The 22,992-nt window shown below is 74.5% G+C and carries 18 protein-coding genes; 5 read left to right on the plus strand and 13 right to left on the minus strand.

The genetic code is table 11. The features are described from left to right. Positions 1-20: 20 nt before the first annotated feature. From ACSHWO_RS08730 to ACSHWO_RS08760, 7 genes are all read right to left on the minus strand, one after another. Positions 21-1,037 carry a proline racemase family protein gene (locus tag ACSHWO_RS08730; protein ID WP_438319021.1) on the minus strand — a complete coding sequence of 339 codons (1,017 nt, stop codon included), beginning with the start codon at positions 1,035-1,037 and terminating at the stop codon, positions 21-23. Between the two features lie 104 nt (positions 1,038-1,141). Further along, the gene (locus ACSHWO_RS08735) at positions 1,142-2,146 is read right to left on the minus strand and encodes a proline racemase family protein (protein WP_361089470.1); all 1,005 of its coding nucleotides are present in this window, start codon (positions 2,144-2,146) and stop codon (positions 1,142-1,144) included. A 17-nt stretch (positions 2,147-2,163) separates the two neighbouring features. Then, positions 2,164-3,027, minus strand: a complete 864-nt coding sequence (locus ACSHWO_RS08740; protein ID WP_385805509.1) for a dihydrodipicolinate synthase family protein — start codon at positions 3,025-3,027, stop codon at positions 2,164-2,166. A 188-nt stretch (positions 3,028-3,215) separates the two neighbouring features. Beyond that, a complete protein-coding gene (locus tag ACSHWO_RS08745; protein WP_438310945.1) occupies positions 3,216-4,754 on the minus strand; it encodes an NAD(P)/FAD-dependent oxidoreductase in 1,539 nt (512 codons plus the stop codon). Next, positions 4,735-5,088 (minus strand): (2Fe-2S)-binding protein, encoded by a 354-nt coding sequence (locus ACSHWO_RS08750; RefSeq protein ID WP_438310947.1) that lies wholly within the window; start codon positions 5,086-5,088, stop codon positions 4,735-4,737. Before ACSHWO_RS08750 ends, ACSHWO_RS08745 begins: the two co-directional genes overlap by 20 nt. Positions 5,089-5,305: 217 nt before the next feature. Continuing rightward, complete coding sequence (locus ACSHWO_RS08755; RefSeq protein ID WP_438310949.1) at positions 5,306-6,451, minus strand: NAD(P)/FAD-dependent oxidoreductase; 1,146 nt, start codon at positions 6,449-6,451, stop codon at positions 5,306-5,308. 125 nt (positions 6,452-6,576) lie between these two features. Further along, complete coding sequence (locus ACSHWO_RS08760) at positions 6,577-9,003, minus strand: collagenase (protein ID WP_438310951.1); 2,427 nt, start codon at positions 9,001-9,003, stop codon at positions 6,577-6,579. Positions 9,004-9,221: 218 nt separating this feature from the next. On the opposite strand from ACSHWO_RS08760, the gene ACSHWO_RS08765 reads away from it, so the two are divergent. Further along, positions 9,222-10,592: an aminopeptidase P family protein gene (locus ACSHWO_RS08765; protein ID WP_438310954.1), complete on the plus strand. Its 1,371-nt coding sequence runs from the start codon at positions 9,222-9,224 to the stop codon at positions 10,590-10,592. Between the two features lie 95 nt (positions 10,593-10,687). Here ACSHWO_RS08765 and ACSHWO_RS08770 read toward each other — a convergent pair whose 3' ends face one another. The 5 genes from ACSHWO_RS08770 to ACSHWO_RS08790 form a co-directional block, all read right to left on the minus strand. Next, the gene (locus ACSHWO_RS08770) at positions 10,688-13,432 is read right to left on the minus strand and encodes a cation-translocating P-type ATPase (RefSeq protein WP_438310956.1); all 2,745 of its coding nucleotides are present in this window, start codon (positions 13,430-13,432) and stop codon (positions 10,688-10,690) included. Positions 13,433-13,458: 26 nt separating this feature from the next. Beyond that, positions 13,459-14,397: a polyphosphate kinase 2 family protein gene (locus ACSHWO_RS08775; protein WP_438310958.1), complete on the minus strand. Its 939-nt coding sequence runs from the start codon at positions 14,395-14,397 to the stop codon at positions 13,459-13,461. 143 nt (positions 14,398-14,540) lie between these two features. After that, positions 14,541-14,852: a hypothetical protein gene (locus tag ACSHWO_RS08780; RefSeq protein WP_385805412.1), complete on the minus strand. Its 312-nt coding sequence runs from the start codon at positions 14,850-14,852 to the stop codon at positions 14,541-14,543. Positions 14,853-15,061: 209 nt separating this feature from the next. Next, positions 15,062-15,478, minus strand: coding sequence for a RidA family protein (locus ACSHWO_RS08785; protein WP_385805413.1), 417 nt, complete (start codon positions 15,476-15,478; stop codon positions 15,062-15,064). After that, positions 15,475-16,632, minus strand: coding sequence for an acyl-CoA dehydrogenase family protein (locus ACSHWO_RS08790; RefSeq protein WP_438310962.1), 1,158 nt, complete (start codon positions 16,630-16,632; stop codon positions 15,475-15,477). The genes ACSHWO_RS08785 and ACSHWO_RS08790 overlap by 4 nt, the downstream gene beginning before the upstream one ends. A 162-nt stretch (positions 16,633-16,794) precedes the next feature. On the opposite strand from ACSHWO_RS08790, the gene ACSHWO_RS08795 reads away from it, so the two are divergent. The 4 genes from ACSHWO_RS08795 to ACSHWO_RS08810 all read left to right on the plus strand — a co-directional run bounded on the left by ACSHWO_RS08795 (position 16,795) and on the right by ACSHWO_RS08810 (position 20,677). Continuing rightward, a complete protein-coding gene (locus tag ACSHWO_RS08795; protein ID WP_385805415.1) occupies positions 16,795-18,414 on the plus strand; it encodes an AMP-binding protein in 1,620 nt (539 codons plus the stop codon). Positions 18,415-18,418: 4 nt separating this feature from the next. Continuing rightward, complete coding sequence (locus ACSHWO_RS08800) at positions 18,419-19,225, plus strand: PaaX family transcriptional regulator (protein ID WP_438310965.1); 807 nt, start codon at positions 18,419-18,421, stop codon at positions 19,223-19,225. 210 nt (positions 19,226-19,435) lie between these two features. Beyond that, complete coding sequence (locus ACSHWO_RS08805) at positions 19,436-19,774, plus strand: hypothetical protein (RefSeq protein WP_438310967.1); 339 nt, start codon at positions 19,436-19,438, stop codon at positions 19,772-19,774. Positions 19,775-19,837: 63 nt separating this feature from the next. Further along, positions 19,838-20,677, plus strand: coding sequence for a GNAT family N-acetyltransferase (locus tag ACSHWO_RS08810; protein WP_438310969.1), 840 nt, complete (start codon positions 19,838-19,840; stop codon positions 20,675-20,677). Between the two features lie 40 nt (positions 20,678-20,717). Here the strand turns inward: ACSHWO_RS08810 and ACSHWO_RS08815 are convergent, their stop codons facing one another. Next, on the minus strand, positions 20,718-22,988 hold the full coding sequence (locus tag ACSHWO_RS08815) for a bifunctional salicylyl-CoA 5-hydroxylase/oxidoreductase (RefSeq protein ID WP_438310972.1): 2,271 nt from the start codon (positions 22,986-22,988) through the stop codon (positions 20,718-20,720). Positions 22,989-22,992: the final 4 nt, after the last annotated feature.

Genomic DNA, 22,992 nt, shown 5'->3' on the forward strand with positions numbered 1-22,992 from the left:
GGCGGCCCCGAACTGGCGGATCACAGGAGGAACCCCGGGCCGAGGGCGTCGTACGGGTCGAGGGTGAAGGTGTGCTCGCCGGTGCGGTACGCGGTTCCGGTGACCTCCGTGACCAGGCCGTCTCCGGCACCGGCCGGGCCCGCGCCCGGCCCCGGGCCCGCGTCCGGGACGGCGCGGCCCGTGAACACCGTGCCGACGACCGACTCGTGGAGCAGGTCCTCGCCCGGCCCGAGCCGACCGTCCTGCGCCAGCAGCGCGAGCCGCGCCGAGGTGCCGGAGCCGCAGGGCGAGCGGTCGACCTGCCCGTCGGCGAAGACGGTCGCGTTGCGCTGGTGCGGGCCGAACGGGGTGTCGGGCAGCTCCTCGTGGAGGACCACCCCGTAGACGCCGGAGAGCAGCGGCCCGCCGGGGTGCCAGGTCCCGGGGTGGGTGGCGAGGGCGGCCCGGATCTCCCGCCCGGCGCGCACCAGGTCGGGCAGGGAGGCCCGGGTGACGTCCAGGCCGAGGTCGCGGGCGCGGACGGAGGCGTAGCAGGCGCCGGCGTGCGCGAGGTCCGCCTCGGCGAGGCCGAGGGTGGTGGCGACGGGCACCTTGCGGGCCGTGACCCGGGCGGGGACGTTGCGGAAGGTGACCCCGGTGGTGCGGCCCCCGTCCCGGTGCACGGTGGCGGTGACCCGCCCCGACGGGACGTCGATCCGCACCTCCACGTCGCCCTGCTCGGGGGCGGGGACCCGGCCGCTGTCCACGGCCCAGGCCCCGAGCGCCATGGTGCCGTGGCCGCAGGCGGTGGAGTAGCCGTCCTTGTGCCAGAACAGCACCCCGAAGTGGGCCCCGTCGTCGTCCGGGGGCACGACGAAGCCGCCGTACATCCCGGCGTGCCCGCGCGGCTCCTGCACCAGCAGGCGCCGTACGTCGTCCAGCTCGCCCGGACGCGGGGCCGTCCCGGAGCCGCCGGGCCCGATCGCCGTGGCGCACCGCTCGGCGACGGTGTCCCCGGGCAGCGCGGCCGGGAACCCCGGCTCGGTGGTGTCGACGATCCGGAACGGCTCCCCGGCGGTGTGGTAGTCGACCGTGCGGACGGCCCGCCGGGGCTGCGGGGCCGACGGGGGCCGCGGGGGCCGGGGGGCGGAGGGTGCGGGAGTCACAGGAGGAACCCTCCGGGGAAGGGGTCGGTGGGGTCGAGGAAGTACTGGGCGGTGCCGGTGATCCAGGCCCGCCCGGTGACGGTGGGGACGACCGCCTCGTGGCCGCCGACGGTGGTCCGGCCGACGAGCCGGCCGGTGAACTCGGTGCCGATGAAGGACTCGTTGACGAAGTCGGTGTCGAGGTCGAGGAGGCCGCGGGCGTGCAGCTGGGCCATGCGCGCGCTGGTGCCCGTACCGCAGGGCGAGCGGTCGAACCAGCCCGGGTGGATGGCCATGGCGTGCCGGGAGCGGCGGGCGTCGGAGCCTGGGGCGGCGAGGTAGACGTGCTTGACGCCGGCGATGGACGGGTTCTCGGGGTGGACGGGCCGGTCGCCGGAGGCGTTGATCGCGTCCATGACGGCGAGCCCGGCGGCGAGCAGGTCGTCCTTGCGGGCCCGGTCGAAGGGGAGCCCGAGGGAGTCGAGTTCGACGAAGGCGTAGAAGTTGCCGCCGTAGGCGAGGTCGTAGGTGACCGTGCCGTGGCCGGGGACCTCCGCCTTCAGGTCGAGTCCGACGCAGAAGGAGGGGACGTTGGTGAGGGTGACGGCGGTGGCCGCCCCGTCCTCGACGCGGACGTCGACGCTGACGAGCCCCGCCGGGGTGTCGAGGCGGACGGTGGTGACCGGCTCGACGGCCGCCACCATGCCCGTCTCGACGAGGACGGTGGCGACCCCGATGGTGCCGTGCCCGCACATCGGCAGCAGGCCCGACACCTCGACGTACAGCACGCCGAAGTCGGCGTCGGGGCGGGTGGGGGGCTGCAGGATCGCGCCGCTCATCGCGGAGTGCCCGCGCGGCTCGTACATGAGCAGGGTGCGGACGTGGTCCAGGTGCTCGATGAAGTGGAGCCGCTTCTCGGCCATCGTGGCGCCGGGGACCACCCCGACGCCCCCGGTGATGACCCGGGTCGGCATGCCTTCGGTGTGCGAGTCCACCGCGTGGTAGATGTGGCGCGTGCGCATGGGGTCCCCCCGATCGGCTAGTTGAGTCCCTCGGCGAGGGCCTTCTCGGTGGCGGCGCGGACGGCCGCCTCGGTCTCGCCGGCGAGCGGGAGGCGGGGCGGGCGGGTGGGGCCGCCGGGGCGTCCGGCCAGGTCCATGGAGAGCTTGATGGCCTGGACGAACTCGGTCTTGGAGTCCCAGCGCAGGAGCGAGTGCAGGGACTTGTACAGCGGCAGGGCGGTGGCCAGGTCGCCGGATACGGCGGCCCGGTACAGGGTGGCGCAGGAGCGCGGCAGGGCGTTCGGGTAGCCGGCGATCCATCCGACGGCGCCGGCGAGGGCCAGTTCGAGCAGGACGTCGTCGGCGCCGATGAGCAGGTCCAGGCCCGGGGCGAGCTCGGCGATCTCGTAGGCGCGGCGGACGTCGCCGCTGAACTCCTTGACGGCGACGATGCTGCCGTCCGCGTGCAGCCGGGCGAGGAGGGCCGGGGTCAGGTCGACCTTGGTGTCGATCGGGTTGTTGTACGCGACCACGGGCAGGCCGACCGCGGCGACCTCGGCGTAGTGGGCGCGGACGGCCGCCTCGTCGGCCCGGAAGGCGTTGGGCGGCAGGAGCAGGACGGAGCCGGCGCCGGCCTCGGCGGCCTGGTCGGCCCAGCGTCGGGACTCGGCGCTGCCGTAGGCGGCGACACCGGGCATGACGCGGGCGCCGTCGCCGGCCGCCTCGACGGCGGTGCGCACGACGCGGGCCCGCTCCTCGTCGGTGAGGGTCTGGTACTCGCCGAGGGAGCCGTTGGGGACCACGCCGTCGCAGCCGTTGGCGATGAGCCAGGCGACGTGCTCGGCGTACGCGTCGTGGTCGACGGAGAGGTCCTCGCGCAGCGGCAGCGCGGTGGCGACCATGATGCCGTGCCAGGGGCGGGTGCGGGTGTCGGGGCGGGACGGGCCGGGTGCGGGGGACTGCGCGGGGTTCTGCGCGTCGGTCATGTGAGAGCTCCCTCGTGTGGTGTGTGACATTTTACTAGGGGGTGCAATGTGGCCACAAGGGCCCGGACACCCCGTTCGGGGCGGGACGGCGGACGGGCCGCGGATCAGCGGCCGGTGAGCGGTGGTTCCGTGGGCGCGGGTTCGGCGGGCGGCAGGTCCGCCAGGTGGCGCAGTGGCACCGGGCAGGACAGCGGGCGCCGGTCCGCCTCCGGTTCGCCGCCGGTGCACGGCGCCCCTGCGGCGCCGGCCCCGTGAGGCCGAGGCACCGCCGAACCGGCCAGGGCCGCGACCGCCGGACCGCACATGCGGCCCTGGCACCAGCCCATCCCGGCCCGGGTGAGCAGCTTGGCGGTACGGGCGTCCCGGGCTCCGAGGCCGGCGACCGCCTCCCGGATCCGGCCCGCCGGCACCTCCTCGCACCGGCACACGTCGGTGTCGTCGCGCAGCCAGCCGGTCCAGTCGGCGCCCGGGCGGTGGGCACGGCCCATCGCGTCGGCGAACGCGCGCAGCCGGGCGCGGCGGCGGGCCAGCGCGGCGGGGACGGGCCGGCCCGCGACCGCGTGGGCTGCGATCTCCCCCTCGGCCAGGGCGAGTTGGGCGCCGCCGATGCCACCGGTCTCGCCGGCGGCCCAGATACCGGGGACGGAGGTGCGCTGCAGCGCGTCCAGTTCCAGGGCGACGGTGCCGTCGGCGGAACGGCGCGTGGCGCAGCCGAGGCCGGTGGCAAGCTCCAGCTGGGGCACGAGCCCGTGGCCCACCGCGACCGCGTCGCAGGGGATCCGGCGGGCGGTGCCCGGCAGGGGCCGCCAGTCCCGGTCCAGCCGGGCCACGGTGACGGCCTCGACCCGGTCGGTGCCGTGCGCCTCGGTCACCGCGTGCCGGGTGAGCAGCCGGATGTGCCGGTGCAGCAGGGCGCTGCCGTACGTGGCGCCTTCGGCGAGCTTGCCGGGGTTGCGCAGCAGGGCCGGGAGGTGGGGTGCGTACGCGGTGTAGGCGGCGGCCTCCACCACGGCCGGGACCCGGGCCCCGGCGGCCGCGAGGGAGCCGGCCACCGCCAGCAGCAGCGGGCCGCTCCCGGCGACGACGACCCGCCGGCCCGGCAGGACCAGCCCGGACTTCAGCATGGCCTGGGCGCCGCCGGCCCCGACGACCCCGGGCAGGGTCCATCCGGGGAAGGGGAGCTGGCGCTCGTACGCACCCGTGGCGAGCAGGACCGCGCGGGCGTGGACCGTGGCGGGGAGCTCCTCGGGACCGGCCACGGCGTGCAGGATCCAGACGGCGGGAGTGGGGGTGGGAGGTGGAGTGGCCGGGTCGTGCGGGACCACGGTCCAGACGTGGTGGGCGGCCAGGTGGGTGATGCGGCCCGCTGCCGCATGGGCGCGCAGGGCGGCGTCGCGGGCGGCGAACGCGGCCCAGCCGTGGTGGAGCGCCTCGGGGCGGGCGGCGCCGAGGCCGGGGGCGGGGTGGCGGTAGAACTGGCCGCCGGTGCGCTCTCCCGCGTCGAGCAGGGTGACGCGGAGGCCGAGGTCTGCTGCGGCGACGGCCGCGGCGAGACCGGCCGGGCCGGCGCCGACGACGGCCAGGTCGACGGGGGCCGGGTCAGCGGCGGGCGAAGCCGCGTTGTCAGACGGCGAGGTCGGCACGGCCGGTCCCTTCCTGGGTGGTGACGACGTCCCCCGGACGGGCGGGGACCAGGCAGGCGCGCTGGTTCGGGCGGCCGTTGACGGTGACGAGGCAGTCGTAGCAGCTGCCGATTCCGCAGAACGCCCCGCGGGGGGCGCCGCCGTGACGGGTCGTCCGCCAGGCGAGGACGCCGGCGGTCCACAGGACGGCGGCGATGCTCTGGCCCGCCTGGGCGGTGAGGTCGCGGCCGTCGAAGCGGAGCACGTACGTGGCCCGGGGGGAGCCGCCGACGAGTCCGCGGGGTGACCTCCGGTCCGGGCGCGTGGGCCGCGGGGCGCCGGTGGGGTGGCTCATCGTCGGTTCTCCCTCGGGGGTGGGTCGTTCGGTGTCGCTGACGTCCGGTCGGGGGTGGTGCCGGGGCCGGGTGTCGGGGTGGTGGTGCGCTCCGCTGCGCGGAGCCGTCCCCCCGCCCCGCCCTTTCTCCGTATCCCGGGGGCTCCGCCCCCGGACCCCCGGTCCTCGAACGCCGGACGGGCTGGATGTGCCGGACCCCGCCGGCCCGCGGCCGGAGTCACCCCGGCGGGAAGCGGTCGGGGTGGAACGGGGTCGGGTCCAGGGGTGGCGGGGTGGCGGTCAGGGCGGCGGTGATCAGGGCGCCCGTGGCCGGGGCCAGGCCGATGCCCGCACCCTCGTGGCCGCAGGCGTGCAGCAGGCCGGGAACCCTCGGGTCCGGGCCGATCGCCGGGAGGTGGTCCGGGAGGTAGGGCCGGAAGCCGTGGTAGGTGCGCAGGATCCGGACGTCGGCCAGGACCGGGAAGAGCGCGGCCGCCTGGGTGGCGAGGCGGCGCAGGGCCTCGGTCGACAGGGAGCGGTCGAAGCCCACCCTCTCCCGGGTGGCCCCGATCAGCACCGGGCCCGCCGGGGTGCCCTCGACCACGGCCGAGGACTGGAGGGCCGCGGAGCCGCTGGCGACGTCGGCGATGTAGTCGGCGGCGTAGACCTTGTGCCGGACGACCCGCGGCAGCGGCTCGGTGACCAGGACGAAGCCGCGGCGCGGGAGCACCGGCAGGGTGACTCCGGCGAGTTCGGCGATGCGGCCGGCCCAGGTGCCGGCGGCGTTCACCACGGCGGGTGCGGCCAGTTCCCGGGCCGGCGTGCGGACCCCGCGGACCGCGCCGTCGGCCGCGCGCAGGATCGCGGTGACCTCCTCGCCGAGGTGGACCTCGGCCCCGGAGGCCACGAGCAGCCGGGCCGCGGCCTGGGCGGGTTGGACCTGGGCGTCCTGCGGGTAGTGGAAGCCGCCCGCCTGGCCGGGGGCCAGATGGGGCTCCAGTTCCCGCAGGTCGTCCGGGCCGGCCTCCGCGACGTCGACCCCTGCCGCGCGCTGGCCCTTGGCGAAGGCGCGCAGGGCCTCCAGCGTGGCCGCGTCGGGGGCGACGACGAGGCCGCCCTTGGGCTCGTACTCGACCTCCTGCGGGAGCACGCCGGCGAGTTCGCGCCACAGGCCCGCCGACAGGAGGGCGAGGTCGAGTTCCGGGCCGGCCTCCTTGTCGGAGACGAGCAGGTTGCCTTCACCGGCGCCGGTGGTGCCGCCGGCGACGGGGCCGCGGTCGACGACAGCGACGCGCAGTCCGGAGCGGGTCGCGTAGTAGGCGCAGGCGGCTCCGACGACGCCGGCGCCGATGATCACGACGTCCAGGGGGTGTCTCTTGGGCACGACAGTAATATGTCACATTCTTTAAGGAGTGCCTAGGGCTCGCCGAGGCCGGTCACGGGTGCCCGGCGGCCGGTCCCGCCCCCCGCCCGACGGTGTCGGAACCGGGACCGGCCGCCGGTGCCGGGTCAGCTGCGGAGCGGGCCCTCGCAGCTGTAGCTCGACGTGCCGGCCTTCCGGTTGTCCCAGATCTCCACCGGGCCGAAGGAGCAGTTCATGTCGGCGAGGTTGTTGGAGGCCGCGCCCGCCCGGTCGAGGATGAAGTAGTCGACCGTCTCCGACATGTCCTTGAAGTTCTGGTCGTCACTGCGCCAGTCCTTCAGGTTCGCGGTGATCCGCCCGGTACAGGTGAACCGGCGCTTTCCGGGGTCCCCGTTCTCCACGCAGTCCGGCGTGTTGTACGTGGCCGCCGCGAAGGACGACTTCACGTTCGCGAGCGCGGAGTCGCGCAGCTGCCCGTTGGGCGTGTAGCTGGTGTTGGGCACGAACAGCTGGTCCACCTTGGCGATCTGCGCGTCCAGGAAGCGGTCGTAGTCGCGCTGGAGGTAGGTGTCCGCGCCCGCGCGGTGGCGCCAGGCGTCGTACGCCGCGACGTCGTTGTTGCGCAGGTGCGTGTACATCTCGCGCAGCAGCGAGGGCTTCTCCGTCCACAGGAACTCGAAGAAGGTCCCGGCGTAACTGTAGAAGCGGAAGCCGTCGCCGTCGTACGTGGCGTTCAGCAGCTGCTCCACCGACATGCGGGGGCCGCCGCCGGCGGTGTCGCTGATGATGCTCTTGACCAGGGACTTGCGCACGGCGATGCCGTTGTCGCGGGTCGCGCCGTCGAAGAACTCGGCGGTCCCCTCGTCCATGGCGGTCGTGCGGTCGCCCTCGTACCAGGGGCCCTCTCCGAAGAAGCCGGGGACGGCGTACCGGCCGTTGAGGTAGTGCGTGTACTCATGCCGGAAGAGCTCCTCCAGGGTGAGCGAGGAGTCCTGCGGGACGCGCCGCTGGTAGGTGTAGAAGGTGGCGCCGTTCTCGATGTAGATGCCGCCGTTGTTGGTGCTGTAGCCGGTCAGGATCGGGTGGTAGTTCACGTAGTCGGCGCGGGAGGCGTACAGCACGATGTTCAGCGTGCTGTTGGGGTCTCCGGCGAGCGGCTGGTCGGTGCCGAGCACCCGGTGGAACTGCGTCTTGACCTGCTTGCTGGCGTAGTACAGCTGGTCGACGGTGGCCCGGTCGAGGGCGGTGCGGACCTTGATGGCGCCGTTGTCGTACGTGTAGGTGTTCGGGAAGAGTTGCCGCTCGATGTCCTCCTTGCACACCCCGTACGGCTTGCACGCCTCGTAGAAGTTGAGCCAGGAGACGACCTTCGCCCACTGCTCGCTGCCGTCGCCGAACGTGGACCGGGCCGTCGGGAGCAGCGCCCCGAGGTCCGCGACGGTCTGCTCCTTCAGGGCCGGGACCTGGCCGAAGCGGCCGTACTCGCCCAGGGCGTCGCGCGCCACCCAGGCGTTGGCGGTGTCCTTGAGGTGGCCGTACGAGGCGAAGGCCTTGAAGACGGCGCGGTACGCGGGGTCCGCCGCGACCGCCGCGTGGAAGGCGGCGTCCTGGTTGCCCGGGTACACGCCGAGGTAGTTCACGGAGAGGGCGGCCAGGGCCGCGCCCGCCCAGGCCGCGTCCTTGTGGGTGGCGGGGTGGGACGGGTCCATGGTGGCCAGGACCTGCTTGATCAGGCCGAGTTGGTGCTGGCGCAGGCCGGGCGCGCTGCCGGCGTAGAGGGCCTCGCGCAGGGTGCGGGCGTTGGAGGCGGTGACGTCGAAGGTGCGGGCCGCGGCACCGAAGTCGGCGATGGCCCGGCGCATGGCGTCCACGGTAGGGGCGTCGGTGACGTCGATCTCGGAGCGGGAGTAGTCGTGGTACACGACCGCGTGGAGGTACGTGAACATCTCCTCCAGGTGCGAGGAGTTGCGGCCGTCGTGGGAGGAGGCCAGCGAGGATATCCGCCGCGACACGGCCTGGACGTGCGCATCGGACATGACCGGGGCCAGCCGGGCGTCCCAGGTCCAGATCAGCCCGCGCAGGCAGCCGTCGGCGAGGACGGCCTGGTCGCCGAGGAAGTCGGCGAACTGCTCGGGGGACAGGCCCGTGATCCCGTCGAGGGTGCAGGGCACGCCGGCGGCGAGGGTCCGGCCGGTGGGGGCGGCCTGGGCGGCGGCCTTGCGGCTCTTCTCGGTGCGCTCGGCGGGCGCGGCGGCGGCAGTGGCGGCTCCGGGGGTCCGGCCGTCGGCGGCAGTGGCGGCTGCGGAGCCGGTCGCGGCGGCCCGGTCGGCGCCGGGGGCCCGGTCGGGCGCGGGGACGGACTCCTTCGGGGAGGCCACGCGGTCGACCTCGTCGAACGGGTTCGCGCCCGGCGCCCCACCGGTGAAGGCGGCCGGGGCGGCGGCCGGCGCCTTGGCGGGAACGGCTGCGGCCCGATCGGCGGCCTGCGTGACGGCCTGGCCCGCCGTCGCGAGGAGGGTGACCGCGACGGCGGCCGAGAGGAGGGACGTACGCACAACTCTGTGCTGTGACACCAAGGACTCCTGTGGGGAGGGGAGGTGGGGGACATGGCGCGCAAGGGGGTGCGTGGTGCGGACAGGCGGAAACCGCGCGTGCTTCGTGAACTGCGCTGTGCCACACGGCGTTTGACGGGGATTAACGCGCCGCAGTGTGAGCTGTAACATAGTAATGTGAAATTGCACTGACAAGACCTGTGCGCCCACCAGTTCGCGTCTTCCCGAGGGAGCCCGACGTGTCCGACGCATCCCCCCGCCTCCACACCGGCAGCCACGACCTACCGGTATCCCCTGAGTTGTCCCGCTTCATGGCCGGGGACTGGGCCGCCTCACCCCTGCCCGACTCGGTGCGCGTCCCCGCCCACGACGCCACCCCCGCCCGCCGCGCGCGACTCTCGGCGCGCTTCCCCGGGGAACGTCTGATGGTCCCGGCCGGCGAGCTCAAGGTCCGCTCCAACGACTGCGACCACCGCTTCCGCCCCCACAGCGCGTACGCCTGGCTCACGGGCCTGACCAGGGAGGACCAGGTCGGCCACGTCCTGGTCCTGGAACCCTCGGGCCCGCACGGCCACGAGGCGGTGCTGTACCTGCGCCCCCGCTCCCCCCGCACCGGCGGCAACGAGGAGTTCTACCGCGACCGCCGCTACGGGGAGTTCTGGGTCGGCCGCCGCCCCGACCTGGCCGAGGCCGAGCGCCTGACCGGCCTGCGCTGCGCCCACCTGGACACCCTCGGCAGCCCCGAGGGCCGCAACGCCGCCACCGACCCCGAACTGGCCACCGCCCTCTCCGAACTGCGGCTGGTGAAGGACGCCTGGGAGGTCGGCCAGCTCCAGCTCGCCGTCGACCACACCGCCGCCGGCTTCGAGGACGTCGTACGGGCCCTGCCGCGCGCCCTCGCGCACCCGCGCGGCGAGCGGTGGATCGAGGGCGTCTTCGACCTGCGCGCCCGGGCCGAGGGCAACGGCACCGGCTACGACACCATCGCCGCGTCCGGCGCCCACGCCTGCGTCCTGCACTGGATCCGCAACGACGGCCGGCTGGACCGGGACGAACTGCTGCTGCTCGACGCGGGCGTGGAGACCGACACCCTCTACACGGCGGACATCACCCGCACCCTGCCGCTGTCCGGGCGCTTCTCCCCCGTCCAGCGGCAGGTGTACGAACTCGTCCTCGCCGCCCAGGAGGCCGGCATCGCCGCGCTCCGCCCGGGCGCCAGCTTCCGGGACTTCCACCGGGCCGGCATGCGCGTGATCGCGGAGGGGCTCGCCGAATGGGGCGTGCTCAAGAACGCGGCGGGCGACCTGCACAGGCGGTACACCCTGTGCAGCAGCGGCCACATGCTGGGGCTGGACGTACACGACTGCGCGAAGGCGCGGGCCGAGACCTACCTGGACGGGGTCCTGGAGGAGGGACAGGTGCTCACGGTCGAGCCGGGCCTCTACCTCCAGCCCGACGACGAGACGCTCCCGCCGGAGCTGCGCGGCATCGGGGTCCGCATCGAGGACGACCTGGTCGTCACGGCGACGGGCGCCCGCCTGATGTCGGGCGCCCTGCCGCGCACGGTGGCGGGCATCGAGGAGTGGATGGGGAACCTGCTGGAGGGCTGACGCCCGCCACGGCGGGCTGCGCGTGCGGGGTGGGTGCGGGCGGGGGGTGCGTGCGGGGTGGGTGCGGGCGGCGGCGCGAACCGTGTGCCGCCCCCTCACCCGGCGGCCGGCCCGCCGCGGGCGCGGGCGCGCCGGACCGCCTTGCCGAGCTCCCACAGGACCAGCAGGGCGAGGGCGGCCAGCACGGCCCACCCGAACTGCCGGAGGGTGAGCTCGGTGGTGCCGAGCAGGCGCCGGAAGCCGTCCATCTGGGTGGCCATGACCGCCAGGGCCAGCTCCCCGAGGGCCGCCCAGTTCATCTGCTTGCTGTCGAAGGCGCTGGTGGTCAGCGCCGAGTCCGTCTCGCTGCGGCACTCGTAGGCGGCCACGATCAGGCAGAGCGCGAAGGCCGTGAACGCGACGGAGTTGCCCACCTGGGCGCTACCGTAGCGCTCCTGCCCCAGCCGGATCAGCGTGAGCAGGGCGAGGGTGAGGGCCAGCCCGGCGAGCCCGACGGTGAGCATCAGGCGGCCCGTCAGCACCGTCTGCCCGCGCGGGCGGGGGATCCGCCGCATGAGGCCCGGGGTCTCCCGGTCGAAGCCGAGGGCGAAGCCGAAGGGCGCGTTCACGACGAAGTGGATCCACAGGACCTGCGGGGGCGTGAAGGGCTCGCCTGCGGCGATGTCGAACAGGGCGGCGCCGAGGAAGGTCAGGACGAAGGTGACCAGCAGGACCAGGACGAAGCGGATGTACTTGGTGAGGTTGTCGTAGAGCTTCCGGCCCTCGGCCACGGCGTGGATGATCGTGGCGAAGTTGTCGTCGGAGAGGATCATCCGGCTGGCGTTCTTGGCGACGCTCGTGCCGCTGCCCATGGCGATGCCCATGTCGGCGGCCTTGATGGCCGGCGCGTCGTTGACGCCGTCGCCGGTCATGGCGACGACCTCGCCCTTCTTCTTGAGGACGTCCGCGAGGAGCACCTTGTGCTCGGGCGCCACGCGGCCGACGACGCCGATCCCGTCGATCCGGTCCAGCTGCTCCTGCTCGGGGAGGGCGGCGAAGTCGGCCCCGAGGACGGCCTCGCCGGGGATGCCGAGCTGGCGGGCGATGGCGGCGCCGGTGGTGACGTCGTCGCCGGTCACCATGCGGACCCGGATGTGGGCGGCCTGGGCGTCGGCGACGGCCGCCTTGGACTCCTCGCGCGGCGGGTCCACCATGCCGACCAGGCTGACCATGTGCAGGTCGGTGACGAGGGCGAGCAGGTCCGCGTCCGGGTCGAAGTCCGCAGGATCGTGGTCCGCCGGGTCGAGGTCGCGGACGGCGGCGGCCATCACCCGGTACCCATCGGCGGCCAGCCGGTTGATCTGCTCCTGGGCCCGGCGGTTCATGTCCTCGTCCCAGGGGATGACGGTGCCCGCGGCGAGCGCGGTGGTGGCGCGGCCCATGACCGCGGGGGCGGCGCCCTTGACGAAGCAGCGGACCACCTTGCGCCCCGAGGCGTCCTTGGCCGCGTGGAAGGTGGCCATCAGCTTGTAGGTGGGGTCGAAGGGGAGGGTGGCGAGGCGGGGCAGCCGCTCCCGGGTCTCCTCGACGTCCAGTCCGGCCTTGTGCCCGAGGACGAGCAGGGCTCCCTCGGTGGGGTCTCCGACGACCTCGCCGCCCACCAGTTTGGCGTCGCTCGCGACCAGGTAGGGCAGCACGGCGTCCTCGATGCCGGCGGAGGTCCCGGCCGCGTGGTGGACCTTGCCGTCGAGGCGGTAGCCCGTGCCGGACACGGTGTACCGGTCGGTGGGGCTGATCACCTCGACGACGGTCACCTGGTTCATCGTCAGGGTGCCCGTCTTGTCGGAGTTGATGGCCGAGGTGAAGCCGAGGGTCTCGACGGACGCCAGCTCCTTGACGATCGCGTTGCGCCGGGCCAGGTTGAGGCTGCCGACCGAGAGGATCACCTGGCTGACGGTGGGGAGCGCCTCGGGGATCGCGGCGATGGCGAGCGAGACGGCGCTGACGAAGAGCACGTCCCAGGCCTGGCCGCGGCTGCGGCCGAGCACGAACATGACGATCATGGTGAGGCCGGCGGCCCCGGCGATCCACAGGGTGAGCGTGTTGAGTTCCCGGGTGAGCGGCGACTGCTCCCGCTTGGTCGCCGAGAGCAGACCGGAGATCTTCCCGAGCTCGGTGCCACTGCCCGTGCCGGTGACGATGACGAGCCCGCTGCCGTGGGTGACCGGCGTGTTCATGAACGCCATGTTCGACTGGTCGCCCGGCCCGAGCCGTTCGGCGGGGAGGGTGGCCGCGTCCTTGGCCGCCGGGGTGCTCTCGCCGGTCAGGGCCGACTCGTCGATCTGCAGGGCGCTGGCCTCGACGATCCGGCCGTCCGCCGGGACCTGGTCGCCCGCCGCGATCAGCACCACGTCCCCGACGACCAGCTGTTCGGCGGGGATCTCCGATTCCGTGCCGTCGCGCCGCACCCGGGCCGTCGCCTTCATCATCGACTTCAGCGAGTTCATGGCGCTCTCGGCCTTGCCCTCCTGGCGCAGGCCGACGACCGCGTTCAGCAGGGTGAGCAGGACGAGCAGGATCGCGGTGTTCCACTCCCGGATCAGCGCGGACACCACCGCCGCGGCCACCAGGATGATCTGCATGTAGCTGCGGTACTGGTCGAGGAAGCGCAGGAGGCCCGGCTTCGGCTTCTCCTCGGGCAGGGCGTTCGGTCCGTCGGAGGCGAGCCGTTCGGCCGCCCGGGCCGCGGGCAGCCCGACCGCGGGATCGACCCCGCAGCGGGCCGCGACGTCCTGCGGGGACCGCGCGTACCAGGCTCCTGGGGTGTCCTCCCCGCCTGCCGGTTCCGGCTGGGCCGTCATCCTCGTACCTCCGATCCGGAACCGGGCTACTTCCGATGCTTGCTGTCGTCGTCCCGCGACCGAATGACGGGGGCCTCCAGCTCCAGTTCTCGCCGGGCGGCCATCAGGTCCTCGTGGGCCCGCTCTCCGACCGTCGGGTACTGCGGGTCGATCTCCATCAGCGCGTGCCCGAGGACGGCCGCGGCGCAGATGCGGGCGAACCACTTGCGGTCGGCGGGGACGACGTACCAGGGCGCCCACTCGGTGCTGGTGGCGGACAGCACGTCGGAGTACGCCCGCTGGTACGCGTCCCAGTAGCGGCGTTCGCGGACGTCGGCGGTGGAGAACTTCCAGTTCTTCTCGGGCAGGTCGATCCGACCGAGGAAGCGCCGGCGCTGCTCCTCCTTGGAGAGGTTGAGGAAGACCTTCACCACGGCGAAGCCGTTGTCGGCGAGGTGCCGCTCCCAGTCGTTGATCTCCCGGTAGCGGCGCTCCCAGACGCCCGGGTCGCGGCCCTCCCCCGGCAGCCGCTGGCGCCGGAGGTACTCGGGGTGCACGCGGACCACGAGGACCTCCTCGTAGTGCGAGCGGTTGAAGATGCCGATCTCACCGCGCCGGGGCAGCCGGCACTGGTAGCGCCACAGGTAGTCGTGGTCGAGCTCCTCCTCCGAGGGCACCTTGAAGCTGCTCACGCGCACGCCCTGCGGGTTGACCCCGCTCATCACGTGCCGGATGGTGCCGTCCTTGCCCGCGGCGTCCATGGCCTGGAGGCACAGCAGCACGCCGCGGGAGTCCTGGGCGGCCAGCCGCGCCTGGTACTCGGCGAGCACCTCCACGCCCTCGGCCAGCAGGGCGACACCCTCCTCCTTGCTCATCTCGGCCTTGTAGAGGGGGTCGAAGTCCGCGGCGAGGTCCACGGTGGACCCGGGTCGGACGCGCAGCGGTTCGATGAACCGCGCGATGCGCTGGGCTCGATTCTCCGCCATCGGTACGCGTCCCTCCGGTCCGGCAGTACCTGCAACGTTCGCCGGGGAAGCGGCCCGCGGCAAACGCTGGGGGCCGTTCGGGGGTGCGCAGCACTGCGGGCGGCCGCATGGGCGGCCGCCCGCAGTCCGTCATTCATTCACCCTTACCGCCAGTACCAGTCCCACCCTGCCCGGTCACTCCAGTAGCCCCTGTCGTTCCAGTAACCCCGGTCGTTCCAGTAGCTCCGGTCGTTCCAGTAGCCCCGGTGGTGGTCGCCGCGCCCGTGGTTGTCCCAGCACCAGTCGCGGCCCCAGCGGTCGCAGCAGTCACGCCAGTCGCGCCAGTCGCGCCAGTCGCCCCAGCGACCGTTGCCGCGCCAGTCGTCGCACCGGTTCCAATTGCCGTTCGGGTTGGTCTGCGGGGCCTGAACGGCCGGCTGGGTCTGGGAGAGCCCTGCGGCGAAAGCACCGCTCACGGGTGTCAGGCCGAGCGTTACGCCAGCGGCGCCTGCAACGACCGCCGCAATGATCCCACGGCGCATGGTCATGCACCTCCGAGCATTATTGACGAAAGCTGACACAAAGGTCATTTCCACCCTCCCTCGTCCCCCGCCGCATGTCAAAAGCGCAGCTGAGAAACCCGGCGCGAACCGGCTCTTCCCACCAACCTCACAGGGCAATACACCTAGCGGCGGGTCGGCCGGTCGTCGAGGACGGCGATGCCGTCCAGTTCGACCAGGGCGTCCACGTCCCAGAGGCGGACGATGCCGACCACCGCCATCGCCGGGTAGTGGCGGCCCGCCAGACGTCGCCAGATGCGTCCCAACTCGGGGGCGTGGGTGCGGTACGCGGCCACGTCGACGGCGTAGACCGTGACCCGGACCAGGTCGGCGGGGGTGCCGCCGGCCGCGCCCAGGGCCGTCAGCAGACCGGACAGGGCCCGCTCGAACTGCTCGGGCAGGGTCGCCCCGACCACCTTGCCCGCGGTGTCCAGCGCGGTCTGCCCGGCCAGGAACACCAGCCGGGACCCGCTCGCGGCCACGGCGTGGGAGAAGCCCGCCGGCGGGGAGAGCTCCGCCGGGTTGATGCGCTCCGGGCTCACCGGTACAGCTCCCGCGCGATGATCGTGCGCTGGACCTCGCTGGCGCCCTCGTAGATGCGGGGCGCCCGGACCTCCCGGTAGAGGTGCTCCAGCAGGTGGCCGCGCTGGAGGGCGACCGCCCCGTGCAGTTGGACCGCGTGGTCGACCACGTACTGGGCGGTCTCCGTCGCCAGCAGCTTCGCCATCGCCGAGCGGCGGGGCACGTCCGGTGCGCCGGCGTCGTACGCACCCGCCGCCGCGTAGACCAGCAGCCGGGCGGCCTCGGTCCGGGTGGCCATCTCGGCCACCCGGTGCCCCACCGCCTGCAGGTCGCCGAGCACGCCGCCGAAGGCGGGCCGGCGCGCCGTGTACGCCAGGGTCGCGTCCAGCGCGGCCCGCGCCATGCCGACCGCGAAGGCCCCCACGCTCGGCCGGAACAGGTTCAGGGTGGCCATCGCCACGGCGAAGCCGCGGCCGGGCTCGCCCAGCAGGTCGTCGGGGCCGACCGGGACCCCGTCGAAGACGAGCCTGCCGATGGGGTGCGGGGAGAGCATGTCCAGGGGTTCGCCGGTCAGGCCGGGCCGGTCGGCGGGCACCAGGAAGGCGGTGACCCCGCGGGCGCCGGGCGCCTCACCCGTTCGGGCGAAGACGGTGTAGAAGTCCGCCTCGGGGGCGTTGGAGATCCAGCACTTCTCCCCGCTCAGCCGCCAACCCCGCCCCGCACCCCGCCCCGACCCTGCACCGGATCCGGACCCGCGGCGCGGGCCGTCGGCCTCGGCCGCCAGGGCCAGCGCCGCCGCGTCCGAGCCGGCCCCCGGCTCGCTCAGCGCGAAGGCCGCCACCGCCCGGCCGGCCCGCACCTGCGGCAGCCAGCGCTCCCGCTGCGCCGCCGTGCCCGAGCCGAGCACGGGGTGCGCGCCGAGCCCCTGCAGGGCGAGGGCCGTCTCCGCTTCCGTACATCCGTACGCGAGGGACTCGCGCAGCAGGCACAGCTCCAGGGCGCCGGCGTCGAAGACCCGCTCCAGCAGGCCGAGCTCCCCCAGCTCCGCCAGCAGGGGCCGGTTGACCCGCCCCGGCTCCCCCTTGTCGGCCAGCGGCCGCAGCCGGGTGGCCGACAGGGCGCGCAGCCGCCCGCACCACTCCTCTTGATCTGCTCCGAGCGCGAATCCGTTCATGCGAACATCCCCGGTTCTATCGCGTCCTGTTGACTGCCGTCACCATCACGATACGCTCCTGGCAGTGCCTCCCGGCCACGGCCGGGAGGGTCCGCACGGCCGGCTCCACCCACCTCGGTCCCCCGCCGGGGGCCGCTGCCGTCGCAAGGGGGCGCACCCGCCTTGGAGCTCAAGCCTTCCGCCCACGCCGACACCTTCGCGCGCGACCACCTGCCGCCGCCCCACACCTGGCCGCGGCTGCTCTTCGAGTTGCCCGAGCTGGCCTACCCGGACCGGCTCAACTGCGGGGCCGAGCTGCTCGACGCCACCATCGACCGGTTCGGGCCGGACCGTCCCGCCTTCCACACCGGCACCGGCGAGGTCTGGTCGTACGGCGAGCTGCGCGACCGGGTCGACCGGATCGCCCACGTCCTCACCTCCGACCTGGGCGTCGTCCCCGGCAACCGGGTGCTGCTGCGCGGGCCGACCGGACCCTGGCTCGCCGCCTGCTGGCTCGCCGTGCTGAAGGCGGGCGCGGTCGCCGTCACCGTCCTGGCGCAGCAGCGGGCGCACGAGCTGGCCACCGTCTGCGCGATGGCCCGGGTACGGCACGCGCTGTGCCACGCGGACGTCACGGACGACCTGGCCAAGGCCGGGGTGCCCGACCTGCGGATCACCCCGTACGGCAGTGCCGACCCCCGCGACCTGCTCCGGCTCGCCGAGCGGCACGGGGCGCCTTACCCCGCGGTGCGGACCTCCGCCGACGACGTGGCCCTGATCGCCTTCACCTCCGGCACCACCGGCCGCCCCAAGGGCTGCATGCACTTCCACCGCGACCTGCTCGCCGTGGCCGACACCTTCTCCCGCAGCGTGCTGCGCCCCCGGCCCGACGACGTCTTCGCGGGCAGCCCGCCGCTCGGCTTCACCTTCGGCCTCGGCGGCCTGGTCGTCTTCCCGCTGCGCGCCGGCGCCTCGGCGCTGCTGCTGGAGCAGGCCGGGCCGCGCACCCTGCTGCCCGCGCTGGCCCGGCACCGGGTCACCGTCCTGTTCACCGCCCCCACCGCCTACCGGGCCATGCTGGACACCCTGGGACCGTACGACGCCGGGGCGTACGACCTGTCGGCGCTGCGCCGCTGCGTGTCGGCGGGCGAGAACCTGCCGGCCGCCACCTGGCACGCCTGGTACGCACGCACCGGGCTGCGGATCATCAACGGGATCGGCGCCACCGAGCTGCTGCACATCTTCATCTCCGCCGCCGACGACGAGATCCGCCCGGGCACCACGGGCCGCGTGGTGCCCGGCTGGCAGGCCCGGATCGTGGACGGCGCCGGGCGGCCCGTCGCGGACAACGAGCCGGGGCTGCTCGCCGTGCGCGGCCCCGTGGGCTGCCGCTACCTGGCGGATCCGCGTCAGGAGGAGTACGTGCGGGACGGCTGGAACCTGACGGGCGACACCTACGTACGGGACCCGGAAGGCTACTTCCGCTACGTCTCCAGAGCCGACGACATGATCATCTCGGCGGGCTACAACATCGCCGGTCCGGAGGTGGAGGAAGCACTGCTGCGCCACCCGGACGTGGCGGAGGCCGCCGTGGTGGGCCGCCCGGACGAGCGACGCGGGCAGATCGTGGTCGCCTACACGGTGCCGCGGCAGGGGGCCACCCTGTCGGAGGACGCGCTGCGGGCCTTCATGCGGGCGGAGCTGGCCCCGCACAAATGCCCGCGGGCGTTCGTCTTCCTGTCCTCGCTGCCCCGCACGGCGACGGGGAAACTGCAGCGGTTCCGGCTGCGCGATCTACAGTGAACTCGTGGCCGAGCAGCACACCCCGCGATCCCTGATCGTCACCTTCTACGGCGCCTACGGGCGGTCCTTCGAGGGCCCGGTGCCGGTGTCCGCGCTGGTCCGCCTGCTGGGCGCGGCCGGAGTCGACGCCCCGTCGGTCCGCTCGTCGGTGTCCCGGCTCAAGCGGCGCGGCTTCCTGCTGCCCGCGCGGGCGGCGGACGGCTCCGCCGGGTACGAGCTCTCCGCGGAGGCCCGGCAGCTGCTGGACGACGGCGACCGGCGGATCTACGGCGACCGCGTCGCCCGCGGCACCGGCGAATGGCTGGTCGCGGTGTTCTCCGTGCCCGAACAGGAGCGGGCCAAGCGGCACCTGCTCCGCTCCCGGCTGGCCCGGCTCGGCTACGGCTCGGTCGCGCCCGGGGTGTGGATCGCCCCGGCCCACCTGTACGAGGAGACCGCGCACACCCTGGACCGGCTGCAGCTGACGGGGTACGTGGAGCTGTTCCGCGGCGAGCACCTCGGCTTCGCGCCGACCGCCGAGGCGGTGGCCCGCTGGTGGGACCTGACGGCCCTGGCCAAGGAGCACGAGGAGTTCCTCGACCGGCACGAGCCGGTGCTGCGCGCCCTCCAGCAGGGCGGCTCCCCCCGTCCGGAGAAGGCCTACCGCGACTACCTGCTCGCCCTGGACAGCTGGCGCCGGCTCCCGTACGCCGATCCGGGGCTGCCGCACGACCTGCTGCCGTCGGACTGGCCGGGCGACCGGGCGGCGGCGGTCTTCGCCGAGCTCCACTCCCGGCTGCGGGACGCGGGGGCCCGCTTCGTGGAACCGTGACGGGCGGAGCCGGCGTCCCGACGGGACGTGACCACAAACGATCTTCCTCCGGAAGCTTCCGGCTCAGCACCCCAGGCCCGGCCGCCGCAGGCCCGGCCGCCGCAGGCCCCACCAGCCGGCTTCGGGCCGCCGGTCCCCCCGCCGCCCCTGCTCCCGCCCGCCGCGGCGGCACGGTCGGGGAAGTGGCCGCGCATCCGGTCCGTAATCGCCGTGGCGCTGCTCGGCGCCGGCGCCGGCTACCTCGCCCACGTGCTCGCCGCCAACGCCCGCGCCTACTGCGACGCGGGCTGGGAGGCGGGTGGGAAGTTCGAGATGTTCTTCCAGATGGTGGGGCTCGTCCCGGGGTGTGCGGTGCTCGCGGTACTGGTGTGGCTGCTGGCCCGGCGGGTGCACCCGACGGTGGGGGTGGCGGCCGTGCTGCTGGTGCTGGGGACAGTGGTCGTCTGGTACTTCGCCACGCAGGGCACCCTCGACGGCTACCGCGGGGATTCGGGGTCGTGCGGGCCGGACAACGTGCCGCCGTGGTGGCCGGGCTGGCTGCCCTCCTGAGACCGGCCGGGGGCCGCTGAAACCGGATGCGGGCGGCCCGGGTCGGGCTGCATCATGCGGGGCATGACGTGGACCTTCACGCACGACCTGGCGGCCTGGCGGGCCGCGGCGGGCCCGGCCGTGGCCGCCGACCCGGTGTCCAACACCCTGCTGCTGACGGTGGCCGGCGGGCTGCACCGCCGGGGCCCGCAGGCGTACTCCGCCGACGAGCCGGTGTTCGGCTGGTGGACCGGCGCGGACGGCGCCGTGGCCGGCGGGCTGCTGTGGACGCCGCCGTACCCGCTGGTGCTGGGCACCGTACCGGACGAGGCGGTGACGGCCCTCTGCGAGGCGCTGCACCGGGAGCCGCTGCTGAGCGGCATCGGCGGGTTCAACGCGCGGCTCGCGCACGGACGGCGGCTGGCGGCGGCCTGGGGACGGCCGGTCGCCGAGCCGGAGGTGATGCGGCTGTACCGGCTCGGCGAGCTGGCGGACCCGGACCCCGCCCCCGCCGGGCGGGCCAGGCCGGCCGGCGAGGCGGACTGGCCGCTGGTGCGGGAGTGGTTCACGGCGTTCGCGCACGAGATCGGCGACCCGGTGGCCGCCGACGCGGTCGTGCGTGACCGGGTCGCCGGCAACGGCGTCCTGCTGTGGGAGGACGGCACGGGCCGGCCGGTGGCGCTGGCCGCGTTCAGCCCGGCGGAGGGCGGGGCCTCCCGGATCGGCCCGGTGTACACGCCGCCGCAGGACCGGCGCCGGGGGTACGCGGCCGGGGTGACGCACGCCGCGGTGGGGGCGGCCCTCGCGGCCGGGGCGGCGGAGGTGCTGCTCTTCGCGGACACGGCGAACCCGACCAGCACCGGCGTGTACCTGAGGCTCGGCTTCCGGCCGGTCGAGGACCGGGTCCTGGTACTGGCCGGATGACCGGCCGGGGCGGTCCGGTCGGGGCCGGCGGTGCGGTGGTTCAGCCCTTGCCGGTCGGGGGTTTGCGGCTGCCCGCCCGGTAGGGGGCCGGCCAGGGCGCGGCGGGGCCGCGGTAGTCCTGGTCGGCGGCCGCGTGCAGGGTCCAGTGCGGGTCGTAGAGGTGGGGGCGGCCGATCGCGCACAGGTCGGCGCGGCCGGCCAGCAGCAGGGAGTTGACGTCGTCCCAGGAGGAGATGGCGCCGACGGCGATCACGGGGACGCCGAGCGCGTTGCGGATCCGGTCGGCGTACGGGGTCTGGTACGAGCGCCCGAACTCGGGGGCCTCGTCGGCGACGACCTGGCCGGTGGACACGTCGACGGCGTCGGCGCCGCGGGCGGCGAAGGCGGCCGCGATGTCCACGGCCTCCTCGGGCGTGGTGCCGCCCGGTGCCCAGTCGGCGGCGGAGAAGCGGACGGTCATGGGCCGGTCCTCGGGCCAGACCTCGCGGACGGCGTCGAAGACCTCCAGCGGGAAGCGCAGCCGGTTCTCCAGCGGCCCGCCGTAGGCGTCGTCGCGGTGGTTGGTCAGCGGGGACAGGAACCCGGACAGCAGGTAGCCGTGGGCGCAGTGCAGTTCCATTAGGTCGAAGCCGCAGTCGGCGGCCCGGGCGGCGGCCGCGGTGAACTCGCCGCGGATCGCGGTGAGGTCTCGGCGGGTCAGGGCGCGCGGCACGGGTGAGACGCCCGGCCGGTACGGCAGTGCGGAGGCGGCGACCACCGGCCAGTTGCCCTCCGGGAGGGGGTCGTCCATCCCCTCCCACATCAGCCGGGTGGAGCCCTTGCGGCCCGAGTGTCCGAGCTGGACGCCGAAGGCCGTGCCGGGCGCCGAGCCGTGCACGAAGTCGACGATCCGCTTCCAGGCGGCGGCCTGCCCTTCGGTGTACAGGCCGGTGCAGCCGGGGGTGATCCGGCCCTGGGGGGACACGCAGACCATCTCGGTCATCACCAGGCCGGCCCCGCCGAGGGCCCGGGAGCCGAGGTGGACGAGGTGGAAGTCGCCGGGGGTGCCGTCCCCGTCGGCGGCCGAGTACATGTCCATCGGGGAGACCACGACCCGGTTGCGCAGGGTCAGGCCGCGCAGCCGCAGCGGGGTGAACATGGGCGGGGTGGCGTCGTCGGGGCAGCCGAAGTCGCGTTCGACGGCGCGGGTGAACCGTTCGTCGCGCAGCCGCAGGTTGCCGTGGGTCACCCGGCGGCTGCGGGTGAGCAGGTTGAAGGCGAACTGCCGGTCGGGCTGGTCGACGTAGCCGGCGAGTTCCTCGAACCAGCGCATGCTGGCGGCGGCCGCGCGCTGGGTGGAGGCGACCGCGGGCCGCCGCTCGGCCTCGTACGCGGCCAGGGCTGAGGGGACGTCCGGCTCGGCGGCCACGGCCTCGGCGAGGGCGAGGGCGTCCTCGACGGCGAGTTTGGTGCCGGAGCCGATGGAGAAGTGCGCGGTGTGCGCGGCGTCGCCGAGGAGCACCACGTTGCCGTGCGACCAGTGCTCGTTGACGACGGTGCGGAACGCCGTCCAGGTGGAGCGGTTGCCGCGCAGCGGCCGGCCTCGCAGGGCCTCGCCGAAGAGCTTGGCGCAGCGGGCGGCCGATTCCGTCTCGTCGCACAGGTCGAAGGCGGCGGCCCGCCAGACCTCCTCCCGCATCTCGACGATCACCGTGGAGGCGTCCGCCGAGAACGGGTAGGCGTGCAGCTGCATGATTCCGTGCTCGGTCTGGGTGATCTCGAAGCGGAACGCGTCGAAGGCGAAGTCGGCGGCCAGCCAGATGTACCGGCAGCGCCCGCTCGTCAGCGTGGGCCGGAAGTGCTCGGCCCCGCTCTGCCGGGTGGGGCTGTGCACCCCGTCGGCGGCGACGACCAGGTCGTACGAGGCCGCCAGGGTTTCGACGGGTGGTGCCGGGGTGCGGAAGCGGAGGGTGACGCCGAGGGCGGTGCAGCGCTCGTGCAGGATCTGGAGGAGCCGGCGCCGGCCGAGGGCGGCGAAGCCGTGGCCGCCGGAGGTCAGCATCCGGCCGCGGTGGACGATGTCGATGTCGTCCCAGCGGACGAACTCGGCGCTGAGGGCGGCGTGGACGGCGGCGTCGGCGCGTTCGATGCCGCCGAGGGTCTCGTCGGACAGCACCACGCCGAAGCCGAAGGTCCGGTCGGGGGCGCTGCGCTCCCACACCTCCACCCCGTGGCCCTGCCGGGCCAGGAGCGCGGCGGCGTACAGTCCGCCCGGTCCCCCGCCGATCACCGCGACCCGGAGCGGGTCCGTACCGCGCTGCGCGACGGGCATGGCG

It is taken from the genome of Streptomyces pallidus (ex Mingjun et al. 2026), from assembly GCF_051550185.1.
Lineage (GTDB): Bacteria > Actinomycetota > Actinomycetes > Streptomycetales > Streptomycetaceae > Streptomyces.